The 18,673-nt window shown below is 56.4% G+C and carries 20 protein-coding genes and 1 pseudogene; 8 read left to right on the top strand and 13 right to left on the bottom strand.

The features are described 5' to 3' along the window. From ADK28_RS23790 to artJ, 4 genes are all read left to right on the top strand, one after another. Positions 1 to 547 (top strand): transporter substrate-binding domain-containing protein (locus ADK28_RS23790; RefSeq protein ID WP_048796859.1); only part of this gene is annotated, 547 nt, incomplete at its 5' end. A gap of 9 nt (positions 548 to 556) precedes the next feature. Next, the gene (gene artQ / locus ADK28_RS23795; RefSeq protein WP_028127976.1) at positions 557 to 1,273 is read left to right on the top strand and encodes an arginine ABC transporter permease ArtQ; all 717 of its coding nucleotides are present in this window, start codon (positions 557 to 559) and stop codon (positions 1,271 to 1,273) included. Next, complete coding sequence (gene artM / locus ADK28_RS23800) at positions 1,273 to 1,941, top strand: arginine ABC transporter permease ArtM (RefSeq protein ID WP_033637817.1); 669 nt, start codon at positions 1,273 to 1,275, stop codon at positions 1,939 to 1,941. The genes artQ and artM overlap by 1 nt, the downstream gene beginning before the upstream one ends. A gap of 199 nt (positions 1,942 to 2,140) precedes the next feature. Beyond that, a complete protein-coding gene (gene artJ / locus ADK28_RS23805) occupies positions 2,141 to 2,875 on the top strand; it encodes an arginine ABC transporter substrate-binding protein (RefSeq protein ID WP_015377297.1) in 735 nt (244 codons plus the stop codon). Between the two features lie 32 nt (positions 2,876 to 2,907). Here the strand turns inward: artJ and rlmC are convergent, their stop codons facing one another. From rlmC to ADK28_RS23855, 9 genes are all read right to left on the bottom strand, one after another. Beyond that, positions 2,908 to 4,038, bottom strand: coding sequence for a 23S rRNA (uracil(747)-C(5))-methyltransferase RlmC (rlmC, locus tag ADK28_RS23810; protein WP_048796860.1), 1,131 nt, complete (start codon positions 4,036 to 4,038; stop codon positions 2,908 to 2,910). Positions 4,039 to 4,107: 69 nt separating this feature from the next. Further along, a complete protein-coding gene (locus tag ADK28_RS23815) occupies positions 4,108 to 4,587 on the bottom strand; it encodes a YbjO family protein (RefSeq protein ID WP_028127974.1) in 480 nt (159 codons plus the stop codon). A gap of 104 nt (positions 4,588 to 4,691) precedes the next feature. After that, complete coding sequence (gene potI, locus ADK28_RS23820) at positions 4,692 to 5,537, bottom strand: putrescine ABC transporter permease PotI (protein WP_016928360.1); 846 nt, start codon at positions 5,535 to 5,537, stop codon at positions 4,692 to 4,694. Further along, positions 5,534 to 6,496 carry a putrescine ABC transporter permease PotH gene (gene potH / locus ADK28_RS23825; RefSeq protein ID WP_016928361.1) on the bottom strand — a complete coding sequence of 321 codons (963 nt, stop codon included), beginning with the start codon at positions 6,494 to 6,496 and terminating at the stop codon, positions 5,534 to 5,536. Before potH ends, potI begins: the two co-directional genes overlap by 4 nt. Positions 6,497 to 6,520: 24 nt before the next feature. Continuing rightward, complete coding sequence (gene potG, locus ADK28_RS23830; protein WP_033640832.1) at positions 6,521 to 7,654, bottom strand: putrescine ABC transporter ATP-binding subunit PotG; 1,134 nt, start codon at positions 7,652 to 7,654, stop codon at positions 6,521 to 6,523. A gap of 123 nt (positions 7,655 to 7,777) precedes the next feature. Beyond that, the gene (potF, locus tag ADK28_RS23835; protein ID WP_015377292.1) at positions 7,778 to 8,887 is read right to left on the bottom strand and encodes a spermidine/putrescine ABC transporter substrate-binding protein PotF; all 1,110 of its coding nucleotides are present in this window, start codon (positions 8,885 to 8,887) and stop codon (positions 7,778 to 7,780) included. A gap of 404 nt (positions 8,888 to 9,291) precedes the next feature. Further along, entirely contained in the window at positions 9,292 to 9,771 is a 480-nt protein-coding gene (locus ADK28_RS23845) for a YbjN domain-containing protein (RefSeq protein ID WP_004938666.1), read from the bottom strand. A 136-nt stretch (positions 9,772 to 9,907) separates the two neighbouring features. After that, the gene (gene rimK, locus ADK28_RS23850; protein ID WP_016928363.1) at positions 9,908 to 10,810 is read right to left on the bottom strand and encodes a 30S ribosomal protein S6--L-glutamate ligase; all 903 of its coding nucleotides are present in this window, start codon (positions 10,808 to 10,810) and stop codon (positions 9,908 to 9,910) included. A 54-nt stretch (positions 10,811 to 10,864) separates the two neighbouring features. Next, complete coding sequence (locus ADK28_RS23855; protein ID WP_048796861.1) at positions 10,865 to 11,179, bottom strand: YbjC family protein; 315 nt, start codon at positions 11,177 to 11,179, stop codon at positions 10,865 to 10,867. A 230-nt stretch (positions 11,180 to 11,409) separates the two neighbouring features. Between ADK28_RS23855 and ADK28_RS23860 the strand changes: the two genes are divergently transcribed. Next, a complete protein-coding gene (locus ADK28_RS23860) occupies positions 11,410 to 11,673 on the top strand; it encodes a GrxA family glutaredoxin (protein WP_004938676.1) in 264 nt (87 codons plus the stop codon). 39 nt (positions 11,674 to 11,712) lie between these two features. Here ADK28_RS23860 and ADK28_RS23865 read toward each other — a convergent pair whose 3' ends face one another. Next, positions 11,713 to 12,102 (bottom strand): inner membrane protein YbjM, encoded by a 390-nt coding sequence (locus ADK28_RS23865; RefSeq protein WP_004938679.1) that lies wholly within the window; start codon positions 12,100 to 12,102, stop codon positions 11,713 to 11,715. A 294-nt stretch (positions 12,103 to 12,396) separates the two neighbouring features. Between ADK28_RS23865 and ADK28_RS23870 the strand changes: the two genes are divergently transcribed. Next, the gene (locus ADK28_RS23870) at positions 12,397 to 14,085 is read left to right on the top strand and encodes an aspartate:alanine antiporter (RefSeq protein WP_004938680.1); all 1,689 of its coding nucleotides are present in this window, start codon (positions 12,397 to 12,399) and stop codon (positions 14,083 to 14,085) included. Between the two features lie 293 nt (positions 14,086 to 14,378). On the opposite strand, the gene ADK28_RS30595 is transcribed toward ADK28_RS23870, so the two are convergent. After that, complete coding sequence (locus tag ADK28_RS30595) at positions 14,379 to 14,594, bottom strand: ogr/Delta-like zinc finger family protein (protein WP_071883588.1); 216 nt, start codon at positions 14,592 to 14,594, stop codon at positions 14,379 to 14,381. Here ADK28_RS30595 and ADK28_RS23875 point away from each other — a divergent pair. Continuing rightward, positions 14,545 to 15,645, top strand: a pseudogene (locus tag ADK28_RS23875) (terminase large subunit domain-containing protein); the annotation flags it as partial. The gene ADK28_RS30595 and the pseudogene ADK28_RS23875 overlap by 50 nt on opposite strands. Continuing rightward, on the top strand, positions 15,645 to 16,673 hold the full coding sequence (locus ADK28_RS23880; RefSeq protein WP_048796862.1) for a phage portal protein: 1,029 nt from the start codon (positions 15,645 to 15,647) through the stop codon (positions 16,671 to 16,673). The pseudogene ADK28_RS23875 and the gene ADK28_RS23880, both read left to right, overlap by 1 nt. 23 nt (positions 16,674 to 16,696) lie before the next feature. Here the strand turns inward: ADK28_RS23880 and ADK28_RS30600 are convergent, their stop codons facing one another. Together ADK28_RS30600 and ADK28_RS30605 are read right to left on the bottom strand one after the other, a co-directional pair. After that, on the bottom strand, positions 16,697 to 17,560 hold the full coding sequence (locus ADK28_RS30600) for an HNH endonuclease (RefSeq protein ID WP_075202140.1): 864 nt from the start codon (positions 17,558 to 17,560) through the stop codon (positions 16,697 to 16,699). 4 nt (positions 17,561 to 17,564) lie between these two features. Beyond that, on the bottom strand, positions 17,565 to 18,673 hold a 1,109-nt coding region (locus tag ADK28_RS30605), incomplete at its 5' end, for an AAA family ATPase (RefSeq protein WP_048796864.1).

Genomic DNA, 18,673 nt, shown 5'->3' on the forward strand with positions numbered 1-18,673 from the left:
CACCTTCACCAACCAGGCGTTCGACAGCCTGATCCCGAGCCTGAAGTTCAAGCGTTTCGATGCGGTGATGGCCGGCATGGACATTACGCCGGAGCGTGAGAAGCAGGTGCTGTTCACCAAGCCTTACTACGATAACTCGGCGCTGTTCATCGCGCAGAAAGGCAAAATCGCCGACGTGGCGGCGCTGAAAGGCAAGAAAGTGGGCGTGCAAAACGGCACCACCCACCAAAAATACCTGACCGACAAGCACCCGGAAATCACCACCGTGCCTTACGACAGCTACCAGAACGCCATTTTGGATCTGAAGAACGGCCGCGTTGATGCGGTGTTCGGCGATACCGCGGTGGTCAACGAGTGGCTGAAGCAGAATGACGCGCTGGCGGCAGTGGGTGCCAAAGTGACCGACAAAGACTACTTCGGCACCGGCCTCGGCATCGCGGTGCGCCAGAAGAATACCGATCTGCAGGGCAAGTTCAACGCCGCTCTGGACAAGATCAAGCAGGATGGGACCTATGAAACCATCTACAAAAAATGGTTCCAGCAGTAATACGCCCAAATGAATGAATTACAACCTTTAGCAAGCGCCGCCGGCATGACCGTCGGCCTTGCCGTTTGCGCCCTGATCCTCGGACTGATTCTGGCGATGCTGTTCGCCGTATGGGAATCGTCCCGCTGGAAAGCGGTCAGCTGGCTCGGCACCGCCTGGGTGACCGTGTTGCGCGGCCTGCCGGAAATCCTGGTGGTGCTGTTTATCTATTTCGGCTCGTCGCAGCTGCTGCTGATGCTCTCCGACGGCTTTACCCTCAACCTCGGTCTGTTCCAGTTGCCGATTCAGCTGGCGATCGACAATTTCGAAGTCAGCCCGTTCCTGTGCGGGGTGATCGCTCTGGCCTTGCTCTATTCCGCCTACGCCTCGCAGACGCTGCGCGGCGCGCTCAAAGCGGTGCCGCAGGGGCAGTGGGAATCCGGTCAAGCGCTTGGACTGAGTAAGGCGGCGATCTTCTTTCGCCTGATCATGCCGCAGATGTGGCGCCACGCCCTGCCCGGCCTCGGCAATCAGTGGCTGGTGTTGCTGAAAGACACCGCGCTGGTGTCGCTGATCAGCGTGAACGATCTGATGTTGCAAACCAAGAGCATCGCCACCCGCACCCAGGAGCCTTTTACTTGGTATGTGATCGCGGCGGCCATCTACCTGCTGGTGACGCTGTTCAGCCAATACGTCATCAAACGCATTGAGCTGCGCGCCACGCGCTTTGAGCGGGGGCCGGTCTGATGATTGAGTATTTGCCGGAGATCCTCAAAGGGCTGCATACCAGCCTGACGCTGACCGTCGCCGCGCTGATCGTCGCGCTGGTGCTGTCGCTGCTGCTGACGGTGATCCTGACGCTGAAAACGCCAATCCTGACGCCGCTGGTCAAGATCTACGTGACGCTGTTCACCGGCACGCCGCTGCTGGTGCAGATCTTCCTGATCTACTACGGCCCCGGTCAGTTTCCGGCGATCCGCGACTATCCGTGGCTGTGGAACCTGCTGTCGCAGCCCTGGCTGTGCGCGATGATAGCGCTGGCGCTGAACAGCGCGGCCTACACCACGCAGCTGTTCTACGGCGCGGTGCGCGCCATTCCCGCCGGGCAATGGCAGTCGTGCGAAGCGCTGGGCATGTCGCGCCGGCAGACGCTGCGCATCCTGCTGCCGTTCGCCTTCAAACGCGCGCTGTCGTCTTACTCCAACGAAGTGGTGCTGGTGTTCAAAAGCACCTCGCTGGCTTACACCATCACGCTGATGGAGGTGATGGGCTACAGCCAGCTGATGTATGGCCGCACCTACGACGTCATGGTGTTCGGCGCCGCCGGCCTGGTGTACCTGTGCGTCAATGGCCTGCTGACGCTGCTGATGCGGCTGGTAGAGCGCCGCGCGCTGGCGTTTGAACGCCGCAACTGAGGCCGCCTCACCCCATGAGCCCCGCCACCGCGCGGGGCTTTTTTACCCCTCAAGTAAATACTTAATCATTTATATTGCATTTTAATTCACTCAATGGCAGGGTTAACAACAGGCATTCGCGCAAAAACCTCTGGCGATTACCAGTAAAAACAAACGATAGCGAATAATCACTTTCAGGATCCAGACAGGAGCTCTACGCATGAAAAAACTGCTGCTTGCCGCGACGATGTTGGCCGGGATGACCTTTAACGCCACCGCGGCCGAGACTATCCGCTTCGCCGCCTCCGCCACCTACCCGCCGTTCGAATCGCTGGACGCCAACAACCAGATCGTCGGTTTCGATATCGATCTGGCCAACGCGCTGTGCAAGCAAATGCAGGCGCAGTGCACCTTCACCAACCAGGCGTTCGACAGCCTGATCGCCGCGCTGAAATTCAAGAAATACGATGCGGTGATTTCCGGGATGGATATCACGCCGGAGCGCAGCAAACAGGTCGCTTTCACCCAGCCTTACTACGCCAACTCGGCGATCGTGATTGCGCAAAAAGGCAAGTTCAGCTCGCTGGCGGATCTGAAAGGCAAAAAGCTCGGCATGGAAAACGGCACCACCCACCAGAAATACATGCAGGACAAGCACCCGGAGATTAACACCGTTTCTTACGACAGCTACCAGAACGCCATTCTGGAGCTGAAAAACGGCCGTATCGACGGCGTGTTCGGCGACACCGCCGTGGTGAACGAGTGGCTGAAAACCAACCCGCAGCTGGCGCCAGTCGGCGAGCACATCACCGATGCGCAATACTTCGGCACCGGTCTCGGCATCGCGGTGCGCCCGGACAACCAGGCGCTGCTGGCCAAGCTGAACGCCGCGCTGGACGCCATCAAGGCCGATGGCACCTACAAAGCCATCAACGACAAATGGTTCCCGCAGTAAGCAATAAGGCCCGGATAACCGGGCCTTATGTTTTATAAACGCCGCACCAGCAGCGTCAACACTTCGTAGTGCGCGGTATGCGGGAACATGTCGAACAGCTGCACCCGTTCGATGCGGTACCCCGGCAACGCCTCGATATCTTTCGCCATGCTCTCGGCGTTGCAGCTGGAATAGAGAATATAGTCCGGCGCCATCCGGCTCAGGTAGTCGCACAGCGCCTGGCCAATGCCGCGCCGCGGCGGGTTAACCAGCACCAGCTGTGGCACCTGGCCTTCGGCGGTAGCGAAGCGGGTGGAGTCGAGCGCCTGAAAATCTACGTGCAACAACCCTAACCGCTGCGCCGACTGGCGCGCGCAGGCGATCGCTTCCGCGCTGATTTCGATGCCGGTCAACCGCGTTTGCGGCTGCGCGCAGTGCAGGCCGAAACCGCCGACGCCGCAGAACAGATCCCACATGCTGTTGATACCCAGCGCGCGCACCCAGTCGCGGGCGGTGGCATACAGTTCGGCGGCCACCTGCGGGTTGGTCTGGAAGAAGCTTTGCGGGCGGATGAACAGCGGTACCTGATTGAACTGTTCCTCCAGCGCCTGCTGTTCGGTCAGCGCGATCTCGCGCTCCCCTTCCATGATCGCCATATGCACCGGCTGAATATTGGCGGAGATCACCTTGAGCTGCGGCAGCTGCTGCTGCAGCCACGGCAGCGCGGCGCGCAGCTGCGCCAGCTTGGTTTCCGAGCGCAGCACGAAGCGCAGCATCACGCCGCCGTCGAGCGTGCTTTCGGTCAGCAGCAGGTATTTCAGCTCGCCGCGTTTGCGCGCCACGTTATACGGCGTCAGGCCGGCGCGGGCGATGAAGCTTTTCAGCACCGCAAACATCGGCGCAAAGCCGGCGGGATACAGCGGGCAATCGCTCAGGTCGACCGGCGTGCCGTCGCGGTGCAGCATGCCGAGCAGCGGGCGCTCCACGCTGCCGCTGACCACCATCTTGGCTTTATTGCGAAATGCGCTCAGTTCCCCCGCCGCCGGCTGCAGCCACTGCGCGACGTCGCGCCCGGCCAGCAGCGAGTGCAGGTGATGCTGTTTGTCGGCCAGTTGCTGCGGATAGGGCTTTTCCAGCCACTGACAGGAACGGCAGGTGCCCGCCGTATACAAAGCGCAATGCATGAAGATTACCGTGAAGTTCAGGATGACGAATTAAGGGCGCAGAGTTTACCACTCCGCGCGCCTAAAATCTCACTTGCGCGCGGTGAAGAAGCGGCGGCTGGCGGCAGGAACGAACAGCAACGCCAGGATCACCGCGTCGGGGATCTTTTGCAGGATCAGAACGTGCAGGATTTGGCCGCTGGTTTCCCCCTCCACGGTGAACACCTCGGGGAAGACGCTGCCGATGGTGGCCAACAGCAGATAAAGCACCACGATGCACTGGCAGGCCACATAGCCCCAGCGCCCCCAATTGCGGCCGCGCATCACCGCAAAGCCGCAGCTGATTTGCAGGCACAGCAGCATCAGGCCGGCCAGAAAGATAAAGGTGGAATCCCACGCCTGCGCGCTGGTGTTGACGAATTCCTGCGCGCCGTCGACGCCCAACTCGCCCAGCAGCAGCACCACGCTGATACACTTGATCGCCACCATGGCGGTGCCCGCCACCATCACCGGCACCGGCGCATCCGAAGTCGATCCCATTCCCTGCCCGCTTTTCAGCATGTCTGACATATCCGTGTTCCGCTACGACGCGCCACCTATACAGGTGGCGCATGTAAAGTCAGGTAGTTAGTTGCAATACTTATTGATTGCAAAAATAGCAGGTTTGTTACGATTCAGCTACGGGCCGCCCGCTGCAATTCACGCGATCGTTGTTTTTCCGAGCGCGCCATAAACCACCAGGCGATCAGGCCGAGGATGCCCACCACCAGCAGGATCAGACTGGCCAGCGCATTGATTTCCGGATTCACCCCCATGCGCACGCTGGAGAACACCAGCATCGGCAACGTGGTGGCGCCCGGGCCGGAGACGAAACTGGCGATCACCAGATCGTCCAGCGACAGGGTAAACGCCAGCATCCAGCCGGAGATCAGCGCCGGCGCAATCATCGGCAAGGTGATGACGAAGAACACCTTCAGCGGCGGCGCCCCCAGATCCATTGCCGCCTCTTCAATCGAGCGATCCACCTCGCGCAGACGTGAGCTGATGACCACCGCCACATAAGCGGTACAGAAGGTGACATGCGCCAGCCAGATGGTAAACATGCCGCGCTCCGACGGCCAGCCGAAGGCATGCCCCATCGCCACGAACAACAGCAGCAGCGACAGGCCGGTGATCACGTCCGGCATCACCAGCGGCGCGGTCAGCATAAACGCGAAGCCGGTCGAACCGCGAAAGCGGCCGAATCGCACCATCACCACGGCGGCGATGGCCCCCAGTACCACCGCGGCGGTGGCAGAGGCGGCAGCGATGGTCAGGCTGAGCCCCACCGCGCTGATCATCGCCGAATCGTGGAACAGTTCGGTATACCAGCGCGTGGACCAGCCGGCCCACACCGTCACCAGCTTGGAGCTGTTGAAGGAGTAGATCACCAGCATCAGCATCGGCGCATACAGGAAGGTAAAACCGATCGTCAGGATGGCGATGCGCCACGGTGAACGCACTACCGGCAAGTTGTTCATTCCTGCCCCCCTATTTCCTTGTTCTGGTGTTTGTGGAACCACAAAATTGGCACGATCAGCAACAGCAGCATGATGGTGGCGACCGCCGAGGCCACCGGCCAGTCGCGGTTATTGAAGAACTCCTGCCACAGCACGCGGCCGATCATGATGCTGTCCGGCCCACCGAGCAGTTCCGGGATCACGAACTCCCCCACCGCCGGAATGAATACCAGCATCGAACCGGCGATGATGCCGCCGCGCGTCAGCGGCACGATCACGCTGAAGAAGGTTTTCAGCGGCCGCGCCCCCAGATCCAGCGACGCCTCCACCAGCGAGTAATCCAGCCGGATCAGCGCCGTGTAAATCGGCAACACCATAAACGGCAGATAGGAATAAACGATGCCGATATACACCGCCAGGTTGGTGTGCAGGATCACCAGCGGTTGGTCGATCACCCCTAGCCACATCAGAAAGTTATTCAGCGTGCCGTTGTTTTTCAGGATCCCCATCCAGGCGTAAACGCGGATCAGGAACGAAGTCCAGGAAGGCAGGATCACCAGCAACAGCAGAATGTTGCGGGTCGACGCTTTGCTGTGCGCCACCGCCCAGGCCAGCGGATAGCCGATGATCAGGCAGCACAGCGTCGAGACCGCCGCCACGCGCAGCGACTGCAGGTAGGCATCGATATACAACGGATCGTCGGTCAGCTGCAGATAGTTGGCGAAGTTGAGCGCAATGTTCAGCTTACCGTCCACCCAGCTCATCAGCTCGGTGTAAGGCGGCACCGCCAACGCCAGCTCCGCCAGGCTGATCTTGAACACGATCAGGAACGGCAGCATAAACAGCAGCGTCAGCCATAAATACGGCAATGCGATTACCAGCTTGCGGCCGTGAGCCATCAGCAGGCGATGGAACAAGGCCTTGAGGGTGGCCGGCGTTTTGGCCGGCGGTTCCGGCGTGCGTTCAGAAAGCAGGGACATACGGGTTACTCCTCACCAGCTCCACTACACCGTCAACACGACACAGCTGTCGGTTTCCCAACATAGACGCACTTCATCGCCCCAGGTGGGCATCCCCTTGCGGAAACGATGGCCGTTTTGCAGCTGGGCGCTGATGATCTGCCCGCTGTGCAGCTTCACGTGGTAGATGGACAGATCGCCCAGATAGGAAATGTGCGCCACTTCCCCCACCGCGAAGTTGCAGCCGTCTTCCGGCACCTGTTCGCACAGCAGGATCTTTTCAGGCCGCAGCGCGACCTGGATCGGCACGCCATCCACCACCGAGGCGTCCGGATCCACTTTGATCGCATGGCGCAGCCCCGGGCTTTGCAGGATCAGCGCATCGTCGTGGCGCTCTTGCAGCACGCAGTCGAAGACGTTGACCGAACCGATAAATTCGGCGCTGAAGCGGCTGTTCGGATGCTCGTAGATCTCTTCCGGCTCGCCGATCTGCACGAACTTGCCGCGGTTCATGATAGCGATGCGCCCCGCCATGGTCATCGCTTCTTCCTGATCGTGCGTCACCATCACGCAGGTCACGCCGACGCGCTCGAGAATGTCGGTCACTTCCAGCTGCATGCGATCGCGCAGCTTCTTGTCCAGCGCGCCCATCGGTTCATCCAACAGCAGCAACTTCGGCCGCTTGGCCAGGCTGCGCGCCAGCGCCACCCGCTGCCGCTGGCCGCCGGAAAGCTGGTGCGGTTTGCGTTTGGCGAACTCCTGCATGTGCACCAGCGCCAGCATTTCCGCCACCCGTTCGGCAATCTCCGCCCGCGGCATTTTGTCCTGCTTCAGGCCGAACGCGATGTTTTGCTCCACGGTCATGTGCGGGAACAGCGCGTACGACTGAAACATCATGTTGATCGGCCGCTGGTACGGCGGCACATGCGACATATCCTGCCCATCGAGCACGATCTGCCCTTCCGTCGGCTGTTCAAAGCCGGCCAGCATGCGCAGCAAGGTGGACTTGCCGCAGCCGGACGGGCCAAGCAGCGCAAAGATCTCGCCCTTGTAGATGGTGAGGCTGACGTCTTCGACCGCATTCTGCCCGTCGAAGGTTTTGGTGAGGTTACGGATTTCCAGCAGAGGGGTGAAGACCTTCTGCGACTTGGCTTGAGGACGAGGGATGGCGTCGTTCAATCGGGGTGCTCTCCGGCGTAAAGCGGCACAAAACCACGGCGAGCGCCGTGGCCCAAAACGGCAATGCAGGCGGGGAGCCCCCGCCTGCCGGTTTACCGACGATCGGGGGTATCCCCCCCATCATCACTTCCCGCTTTTAACTTTAGTCCATGCGCGGGTAATGACACGGTCCAGCTTCGGCGACTGCACGTTGAGCGTGAACAGCTTGGCGCGCAGATCGGCCGGCGGATAGACGTTCGGGTTCTCGCGCACTTCGGCGTTCACCAGCGGCGTGGAATCTTTCACCGCATTGGCGTAATAGACATAGTTGCTGATGCCCGCCATCACGTCAGGTTTCATCAGGAAGTTCAGGAACTGGTACGCGGCGTCTTTGTTCTTGGCGTCCGCCGGCATGGCGAACATGTCAAAGTAGGTCAGCGCCCCCTCTTTCGGGATCGCGTAGGCCACGTTCACGCCGTTCTTCGCCTCTTTGGCGCGGTTGGCCGCCTGCATCACGTCGCCGGACCAGCCGATCGCCACGCAGATATCACCGTTAGCCAGATCGTTGATGTACTGAGAAGAGTGGAAGTAACGAATATTCGGCCGCAGTTTCAGCAGCAGATCGTTGGCCGCGCCGGTGTAGTCCGCCGCATTGGTGCTGTTGGGATCCTTGCCCAGGTAGTGCAGCACGGTGGCGTAAACCTCGCTCGGCGCATCGAGGAAGGAGACGCCGCAGCTTTTCAACTTCTCGAGGTTTTCCGGCTTGAGGATCAGATCCCAACTGTCGACAGGCGCGTCTTTGCCCAATGCCGCCTTCACCTTGTCGACGTTATAGCCGATGCCGGTGGTCACCATCAGGTATGGGATGCCGTATTTGTTGTCTTTGTCATTGTGTGCAACCAGCTTCAGCATCTCGGGATCGAGATTCTTGTAGTTGGGCATTTTGCTCTTGTCGAGCGGTTCGAAGATGCCGGCCTGAGACTGGCGCTCGAGGAAGTTGGATGAAGGAACCACCAGATCATAACCGGTGCTGCCCGCCATCAGTTTGCCTTCCAACACTTCGTTGGAGTCAAAGACGTCGTACACCACTTTGATGCCGGTTTCTTTCTGGAAATTAGCCAAAGTGTCCGGCGCGATATAATCGGACCAGTTATACACGTGCAGCGTTTTCTCTTCGGCTGACGCATTGACGGACGCGGCCATCAACAGGCCGGCAACCACACCCGATAACCACTTTTTACGTTGGGTGACCATCCGTAACTTCCTCCAAAACAGGGTGAATCATAGAATTGAACTTGTATCTGCAGCGATACAAAACCTTTCCTGATTGAGCGCAATCGTTGCAACCGCGAACTGAATGGCTATGCATATGATTGCATGCGCCTTTTTCACTGCCCTGCTCGCGTGGTCACAAGGGGAATCGCAAGCCCTTTGCAGAATCAGCAGCATAGCCGCTGCCATCGCAACCCGCCAGCCCCCAGGGTAAAAAACGCCTTTTATCGATTTTTTATGCAGTTTTCTCTATGTGATACGCCATTAACGGCGCAAAAGGCGAGAAAGATCGGGCGGCAAAGGCCAAAGAGCAGAATATTTTATTGCGGAGAGGCGTCACGGCAGCATGCCGCCGGAGCGACGGCATGCTTAAGGTAGGGCGAGGATCAGTGCAGCATCGGTTGACGCACGGCGCCAGCGGGGATCTCTTCTTCGTCCCCCATAAACAGCAGATCGTTCGCCCGCGCCTCAAGGATCACCATCGAGACCTGCTCTTCGCCCTGCTGCATGAAGTGGGTGAACTGCTCGTAGGTGATGCCGACCGCCACGCTCAGCGACTGGCAGACGATCAGCTTCGGCAGGTTGTCGTCCTGAATATCGACAAACGCCTTGATGGTCAGCGAACTGGCGTTGATCTGGCTCAGGTCCGCCACCAGCGGGATCAGCGCGGTCGGCTTCACTTCGGCCAGCGCGGAGAACAGAATGACGTTGTCCACCAGATCTATCTTGGCGTCGAACACGCCGTCGAAGTTCTGCATGTGCGGCAGGTGCAGCGCCTGGCAGGAATCGCACTCAAAGAAAGAAATGCCCGACTGATCCAGCCAGCGCCGCAACAGCGCCAAATCGGGGACAATGAGTGAATCCATAATAACCAGCCTCACAATATTCAATACGCGAAAAGGCGCATAGCTTACGGAATATTCACCCGATACGCCACGATCAATGCGGCTTAATTCACTAATTCAGATATTGCACGGCGGGAAATGCGCTCCGCCCACCCCGTTAACCGCCGGATTTCAGGCGGAAGCCCGGCCGGCCGCGCTGCTCAATGTATTCGATCATCATGCCGGCGATGTCCAGCCCGGTGGTGGTTTCCACCCCTTCCAGCCCCGGCGACGCGTTGACCTCCATCACCAGCGGGCCGCGCTCGGCGCGCAGGATATCCACCCCGGCGACGTCCAGCCCCAGCGTGCTCGCCGCTTTCACCGCGATCGCCCGCTCCCTGGCGGTGATGGTCACCTTGCGGGCGGTGCCGCCGCGGTGCAGGTTGGAGCGAAACTCACCGGGCTTGGCCTGCCGTTCGATGGCGGCCACCACCCGGCCGCCCACCACCAGACAGCGCACATCGCGCCCCTGCGCCTCGCGCACGTACTCCTGCACCAGGATGTGGGCATTCAGCCCGCGAAAGGCGTCAATCACGCTTTCCGCCGCCTGACGGGTTTCCGCCAGCACCACGCCGATGCCCTGCGTGCCTTCCACCAGTTTGACCACCAGCGGCGCGCCGCCGACCAGCTCGATCAAATCGCCAGTGTCGTCCGGCGAATGGGCAAATCCGGTGATCGGCAGATCGATGCCCTGCCGCGCCAGCAACTGCAGCGAACGCAGCTTGTCGCGGGCGCGGGTAATGGCCACGGATTCGTTTAGCGGATAGCTGCCGAGCAGCTCGAACTGGCGCAGCACCGCGGTGCCGTAAAAGGTGATGGCGGAGCCGATGCGCGGGATCACCGCATCGTAACGTTCCAGTTGACGGCCGCGATAATGAATGGTCGGCGCCGCCGGATTGATGTTCATATAGCAGGAGAGCGGATCGATGATATCGATGCTGTGCCCGCGATCTTCCGCCGCTTCACGCAGCCGCTTACATGAATAGAGCGATCCGTCGCGAGAAAGAATGGCAATTTTCACTCGTCACCCCAAAAGCCAACGCCTGCCCGGCAGGCGGGTTAGCGGCCGCGGCGCTCAGGCGCGCGGATCGCGATCCTGATTATCTTTCGATGCGTCTGCATCTTGCGGTTTGCGGCGATCGTTTTCCGGCGGCAACCCGCCGCGCATCAGCGGCCCGAAGCCCTGCACCACGCGCCATACCAGAAACGCCGCCGCCGGCACCATCAGCGCCACGCCGAGGAAAATCATGCCGACCGCCGCCGGCTGCGACGCCAGCCAACCCGGCAGTTGCAGGTGGCCGTGAATGCTGAGGTAGGCCAGCACCAGCATCACGATGCCCAGCCCTTCCAACACCAGCACCGGGCGCGGTAAGTCACCGAATGAACGCATATTTTTCCTCTCCAGAAGGTCTGCCCCCAGTGTAGTGAATTCCCGCCGATGGCGACAGCCCCGGCAGACTAATTGGTTACATGAATCAGATTAACAGGTAATTCCTGCTTTTTTTTCACCGCCTCAACGGGCATAGTAGGCGCCATCTGACGCAGGTAATGACTTTTTCGGTGACGGGATGTCGTTGCAATCGCGAATAATTTATCGAAAATCCAATTAAGGAGCGTTGCATGTTTGCAGTAATCTTCGGGCGTCCTGGCTGTCCTTATTGTGTCCGCGCTAAAGAACTGGCGGAAAAACTGACTGAAGAACGCGACGATTTCAACTTCCGTTACGTTGACATCCACGCGGAAGGCATCACCAAGGCCGATCTGGAAAAAACCGTCGGCAAACCGGTTGAAACCGTGCCGCAGATCTTCCTGGACGAGAAGCACATCGGCGGTTGCACCGATTTCGAAGCTTACGCTAAAGAACACCTGAACCTGTTCCAGTAAGTTTTTGAACGACAAAAAAGGCGCTTAACGCGCCTTTTTTTATTGCCGCTGCCGCCGGTGCAACTGCTGCAGCGTGTGCAACAGACCGAGGGCGAACAGCATCAGCATCGCGCCGAACACGCACCAGAACACCGCGCTGGTGGCGTAAGCCAGCTCCTGCCAGAACGAATAGGACGGCGTCAGCCAGAAGTGGCGGATCAGCAGGCACAGCGGCAATGCATACAGCGCGCCAAGCAACGGGCAAAGCAGCCGCTTGCGGCTCGACAAATAGCTGGCGATTGCGCCGGGGATCACAAACAGCAGCAGGCCGGTTTCACCGTGGTGCTCATGATCCGTGCTACCGAACAGGCCGGTTTGCTGGCCGAGAAACACCAGGCTGAACAACAGAAAACAGCTGAGAATGCCCAGCCAATATCGATAACTCGTCATGCGAATTCTCCCCCGCCCAATTACCGCATCAATAGAAATCGGCCCGATCACCCGTGCGGTGACGCTGAACCGAATTTTTTCCTTGGTCAAAAGAGAGTTAAATGCGCCCGGCGGCGCAGGAAATCAGCTTTCTGTGCTGGCTGTCATCGGTCATAGCGTCTAGAATGAACGCCGCCGAACGATGGTTCGCTTCGCCTTGCGCTGGTGGTGATTCATGATGTCGTTTTAAGGCTGAATTTATCTCTTATAGTTATCTATATCAAGCACTTACTGGTAAACAATAAGTTATCCTCCGTGAACATAAACGTCGCTAGTTTGTTAAACGGTAACTACATTCTGTTACTGTTCGTGGTACTCGCACTGGGGCTATGCCTCGGTAAACTCCGTCTGGGCTCCGTCCAACTCGGTAATTCCATTGGCGTTTTGGTGGTTTCTCTACTGCTCGGCCAGCAACACTTCGCCATTAACACCGAGGCGCTGAATCTTGGCTTCATGCTGTTTATTTTCTGCGTCGGGGTGGAAGCCGGGCCTAACTTTTTCTCGATTTTCTTCCGCGACGGCAAGAATTACCTGATGCTCGCGCTGGTGATGGTCGGTTCGGCAATGGTGATCGCCATCGGCCTCGGCAAGCTGTTCCACTGGGACATCGGCCTGACCGCCGGCATGCTGGCCGGCTCGATGACCTCGACGCCGGTGCTGGTGGGCGCCGGCGATACGCTGCGCAACACCATCGTCAACGGCCCGGCGCTGCTGGCGGCGCAGGATCATCTGAGCCTCGGCTACGCCCTCACCTACCTGATCGGCTTGGTCAGCCTGATTTTCGGCGCGCGCTACCTGCCGAAGCTGCAGCACCAGGATCTGTCCACCTCCGCCCAGCAGATCGCCCGCGAACGCGGCCTGGACACCGACAGCCAGCGCAAGGTCTACCTGCCGGTGATCCGCGCCTACCGCGTCGGCCCCGAGCTGGTGGCCTGGGCCGACGGCAAGAACCTGCGCGAACTGGGCATCTACCGCCAGACCGGCTGCTACATCGAACGCATCCGCCGCAACGGCATTCTGGCCAACCCGGACGGTGACGCGGTGCTGCAGGTGGGCGACGAGATCTCGCTGGTCGGTTATCCGGACGCCCACGCGCGGCTGGATCCGAGCTTCCGCAATGGTAAGGAAGTGTTCGACCGCGATCTGCTCGACATGCGCATCGTGACCGAAGAGATCGTAGTGAAGAACAGCAACGCGGTGAACAAACGCCTGAGCCAGCTGAAGCTGACCGACCACGGTTGCTTCCTCAACCGCGTGATCCGCAGCCAGATCGAAATGCCAATCGATGACAGTATCGTGCTCAACAAGGGCGACGTGCTGCAGGTGAGCGGCGACGCGCGCCGGGTGAAAAGCGTGGCGGAGAAGATTGGCTTTATCTCGATCCACAGCCAGGTGACCGATCTGCTGGCGTTCTGCGCCTTCTTCATCATCGGCCTGCTGATCGGCCAGATCACCATCCAGTTCAGCAACTTCTCGTTCGGCATCGGCAACGCCGCCGGCCTGTTGATGTCCGGCATCATGCTCGGCTTCCTGCGCGCCAACCACCCGACCTTCGGTTATATTCCGCAGGGCGCGCTGAACATGGTGAAAGAATTCGGCCTGATGGTGTTTATGGCGGGCGTGGGCCTGAGCGCCGGCGCCGGCATCGGCCACAGCCTGGGCGCGGTCGGCGGCCAGATGCTGATTGCCGGGCTTATCGTCAGCCTGGTGCCGGTGATTATCTGCTTCCTGTTCGGCGCCTACGTGCTGCGCATGAACCGCGCCCTGCTGTTCGGCGCCATCATGGGCGCCCGCACCTGCGCGCCGGCGATGGAGATCATCAGCGACACCGCGCGCAGCAACATCCCGGCGCTGGGCTATGCCGGTACCTACGCCATCGCTAACGTGCTGTTAACGCTGGCGGGTTCTCTCATCGTGGTGCTATGGCCAGGCATACTCGGCTGATCGATTAGCGGGAGAGATGGATCGGCGATAAAAATATTTTGATTTTTTTGTCGCCGGCCAGAACTTTCGTTGGGGGCCGCAGTCTGAATTAGTGCCACTGCTTTTCTTTGATGTCCCCATTTTGTGGAGCCCGATAATCCCGCCTTTTAGGTTCAAGATTATCGGGTTTTTTGTTGCCTTGAAAAAATATCCTTATAAAACAATGATTCGAAAAACACATAATTACCCTGTGGCGACAAAGTGGCGACAGCCATTTTACGGACATAAAAAAACCTGCTTTCGCAGGCTTCTTGTTAAATCCAAAGTGTTCCCTGATTGCTTCGGGTTGGGTGTGGCGGAGCGATATCAACTTTGCCCGGTGATACGATCTGCCGCTGAATAGATTCCAACGTCACAAAAGTACAACTGCAATTTATGTTTTGGCATTGATGATAACGCTCTTTAGTGTTCTCACTAAGAGATCCGATGGTGCTGCCGAACGGCTCTCGCCTGATGTTCCTCGGCACCAACGTGCGCACCGCGCAGAGCTACACCGGCAATATGTATCTGGATGAGTATTTCTGGATACCGAAGTTTCAGGAGCTGCGCAAAGCCGCCAGCGGGATGTCGCTGCACAAGCGATGGCGCACCACCTACTTTTCCACACCGTCGAGTCTGGCACACTCCGCTTATCCGTTCTGGTCGGGGGAACTGTTCAACAAAGGGCGGCGCAGCAAAGCCGATCACGTTCAGCTCGACCTCAGCCACAGCCACCTGTCAAAAGGCGTGCTGTGCGGCGATGGGCAATGGCGCCAGATTGTCACGGTTGAGGATGCGCGGACCGGCGGCTGTAACCTGTTCGACCTCGATCAGCTGTCGCTAGAATACAGCCCGGCAGAGTATCAGAACCTGCTGATGTGTGAATTTGTGGATGATACCGCGTCGGTATTCCCGTTCGCCGAGCTGCAAGGCTGCATGGTCGATACGCTGGAAGAGTGGGAGGACTTCAACCCATACGCCGTGCGGCCGTTCGGTTATCGCCCGGTGTGGATCGGCTACGACCCATCGGAAGCCAACGGCGGCGACAGCGCCGGGTGCGCGCCGCCAATGGTGGTCGGGGGCAAGTTCCGCGTGCTCGAACGCCACCAGTGGCAGGGAATGAACTTTGCCGATCAGGCCCAGAAGATTAAAGACCTTACCGAAAAGTACTGCGTGGAGTACATCGGCATCGATGCGACCACCGTCGGTCAAGGTGTTTTCCAGTTGGTGCGCGAGTTCTTCCCGGCCGCGCGGGAGATCAAATACACCCCGGAAATCAAAACCGCCATGGTGCTGAAGGCAAAAGACACCATCGGGCGCGGCTGTCTGGAATACGACACCAGCCACACCGACATCACCCCCGCCTTTATGGCGATCCGCAAAACCATGACCGCCAGCGGCGCGCGTTCCACCTACACCGCCAGCCGCAGCGAAGAAGCCAGCCACGCCGATGTCGCGTGGGCAATCATGCACGCCCTCTTGAACGAACCGCTGACCGCAGGCAGCGGCCACAGCAGCCCGAACATTTTGGAGTTTTACTGATGAGCAAGCGCAAAGGCCGCAAGGCATTTACCTCCCCGGCGCCAGCCCCGGCAGCAGAGCAGAAGCAGGATTTTGAGGCGTTCACCCTTGGCGAGCCGTCCGCTGTGCTGGATAAGCGGGAAATTCTGGATTACATCGAATGCACTGGAAACGATAAATGGTACGAACCGCCGATCAGCTTCGACGGGCTTGCACGCAGTGTGCGGGCCGCCGTTCACCACAGTTCGCCGATGTTCGTTAAGCGCAATATCTTGGCGTCTACGTTTATCCCACACCCCATGTTAAGCCAACAGGAATTTAGCCGTTATGCGCTGGATTACCTGATGTTTGGTAATGCCTTTTTAGAGGTAAGGAAAAACCGACTCGGCGAGCCACTGCGCCTGCAGTGTTCACCGGCAAAATACACCCGCCGGGGCGTTGAACCGGATACCTATTGGTTTGTGCAAGATTGGAAAGCGCCGCATCAATTTGCACCGGGAAGTGTGTTTCATCTAATTGAGCCAGATATCAATCAAGAGCTGTACGGCCTGCCAGAATATCTCAGCGCGTTGAATTCTGCGTGGCTAAATGAAGCGGCGACACTGTTCCGCCGAAAATATTATCAGAATGGTGCACACGCCGGTTACATCTTGTATATGACCGACGCGGCGCAAAGCACAAGCGACGTAGACAGGATGCGCCAAGCGATGCGAGACACTAAAGGGCTGGGTAACTTCCGCAATCTATTTATGTACGCGCCAAACGGTAAGCCCGATGGCATTAAAATCTTGCCACTGAGTGAGGTCGCTACCAAAGATGATTTTTTCAATATTAAGAATGCGACGCGGGACGATTTGCTAAGTGCACACCGAGTGCCACCTCAGATGATGGGGATTATACCGAACAATACTGGCGGGTTTGGGGATGTTGAGAAGGCTAGTCAGGTTTTTGTGAGGAATGAATTAACGCCTCTGCAAGAAAGAATGAAGGAAGTAAATGAATGGATTGGACATGACGTAATTAAATACTCTACATATATCATCATTTAAAGGGCGATATGCTCGCCCTTATTTTATACCAGCTTACCATTAACATCACGATTCGGATTTTTTAACTCAAGCCACAACCAATTAACAACCTCAGCGGTAAGTAACCCTGCAGCAAAAACCGAGTTCCAATTATTCCTCCCTCCGTGACAATCATCCAACAGCCTTACCTCATCAATTAAAACCTTAGATATATCGCGAGTATTTTTTAAGTGAGGACCTATCCCCCTAACTACCATTCTTGGATAGAGGTAAAATGACTCCCACCTTTTTGAAAGGTACCCTAGGATGTCATTCTTCAAAACAACATTATTAACGTGATACACTATTGAGTCATAAAACGGATGCGTATTGTCTTTTGTTATCTCCAGACTTATGTCCGGAAACTCACCTAAATTTTTAAACCCAGCCTTAACTAGCCGCTCTTTCAATATAGCATCATAATATGGATGCAACATTCTATGATTCTTATTCAAACCCAGCACTGCACTTTTCATCTGGTTGCATTTACATGCAGGAACTAAATTTCTCGTTAGTAAAGAAAATTCTGGCCAAATAGCCTTTGGTAGAACATGATCCAATGTCCCTCGATGCATTGAGCCACACATTGGGCAAAGAGAAGTACTGTTCTCATCTCTTAGCTTTTTTATTATAGAATGACTCACCGGAGGTGCTTTATAGTAATTAATCAGAGATGATTTTACATCAGCCAACAAAGGAGGATATGGTCTATTCAATAGAAACCCGCCATTCCTCTGATATATGCGATATGCATTAATCAAATTTGATGTTTGTGTAGACAAAAGAACATAGTCTTTTAATCTTTTATTTTTAGTTAGTTTGCCTATAGCTACATAATCACGAAACTCCGGCCTAGGTAACTTATTCATTATGTTACCGCTCCTTCTTACTGAAGAAAGACTCTCTAAGTGAAGTAAGAGTATTTATCGACAAGTCATCCTTGTACGCATTATATACATCATCCCAATTCTTATACTTCTTAAGTATATTCCTTTCAACTATCTTAAGGAGATGGGTAGGCTCACTTTCTCCAAAAACGAAATATGATATATTCCCGATATCAGCGCCAAAAGTACTCAACCTAGGTTTCTCAGCAATTATGCAACCATCTTTTTTCCGTAGAACAGTAACTTGTTCCTTGAGTACTTCCCGCACAAAATACACAGAGTGAGTAGCAATAATAGCTACTGATCCTGTTTGACTTAAAAGCAAATCCAACATCGCCGAAAACTTATTAATAAATGAGGGGTGTAGGTGAGTTTCTGGTTCATCTAAAAGCAAAAGAGTACCATTCTCAATCGATAGGCTTAGTTGTGCGAAGAACCTTAGAAAGGACATCTCACCACTACTTAACCTATATTCCTTACCATCTATTACCCTCTTAGGCTCACTGTTTACATTTACTATGCTTTGAAGTCTAAGTCTCTTATCCTCACTATAGTCCATTAGATCATGTATACCTATTAGCTTTTCATTATCTGAAACGCACGATAGATAAAGTTCTTTAGGATTCAAGAGGCTTATTGCATTTAGAAATATCTCCCACCTACTACTCTCTGCTATTCTCTCTTCGCTACGAGAGAGTTGAACGATTAGATCATTGATATTTTCACTTCTTGAAGAAGCTCCTTGTCGGCCAAAAGAAAAAAACTTATACCAAGTATGCGGATTTTTTATTTTATTACTTGGAAAAGTAATACCACTATCACTTGTTGGCGCGAAAGTTAGAAGCCTACCGATCTCCAATCTATTATTAGTTATCGATTCGACAAAATTCCCTCTACCTCTAACAACAGAGTTTGCAATCTGACTCAGAGTTTGACTTTTTCCAACACCATTTTCACCAATTATTATTGCAATTCTTTTTGGCAAAACACCATCATATCCAAAGCTAAATTCATACTCTTGCAATCTTTCCTGACCAGCCATTTTATAGGTTATTTTCATATTATTTGAGAGAACATCAACATTCTCTTTTCTCA

Source organism: Serratia sp. 506_PEND (assembly GCF_001076875.1).
GTDB lineage: Bacteria > Pseudomonadota > Gammaproteobacteria > Enterobacterales > Enterobacteriaceae > Serratia > Serratia marcescens.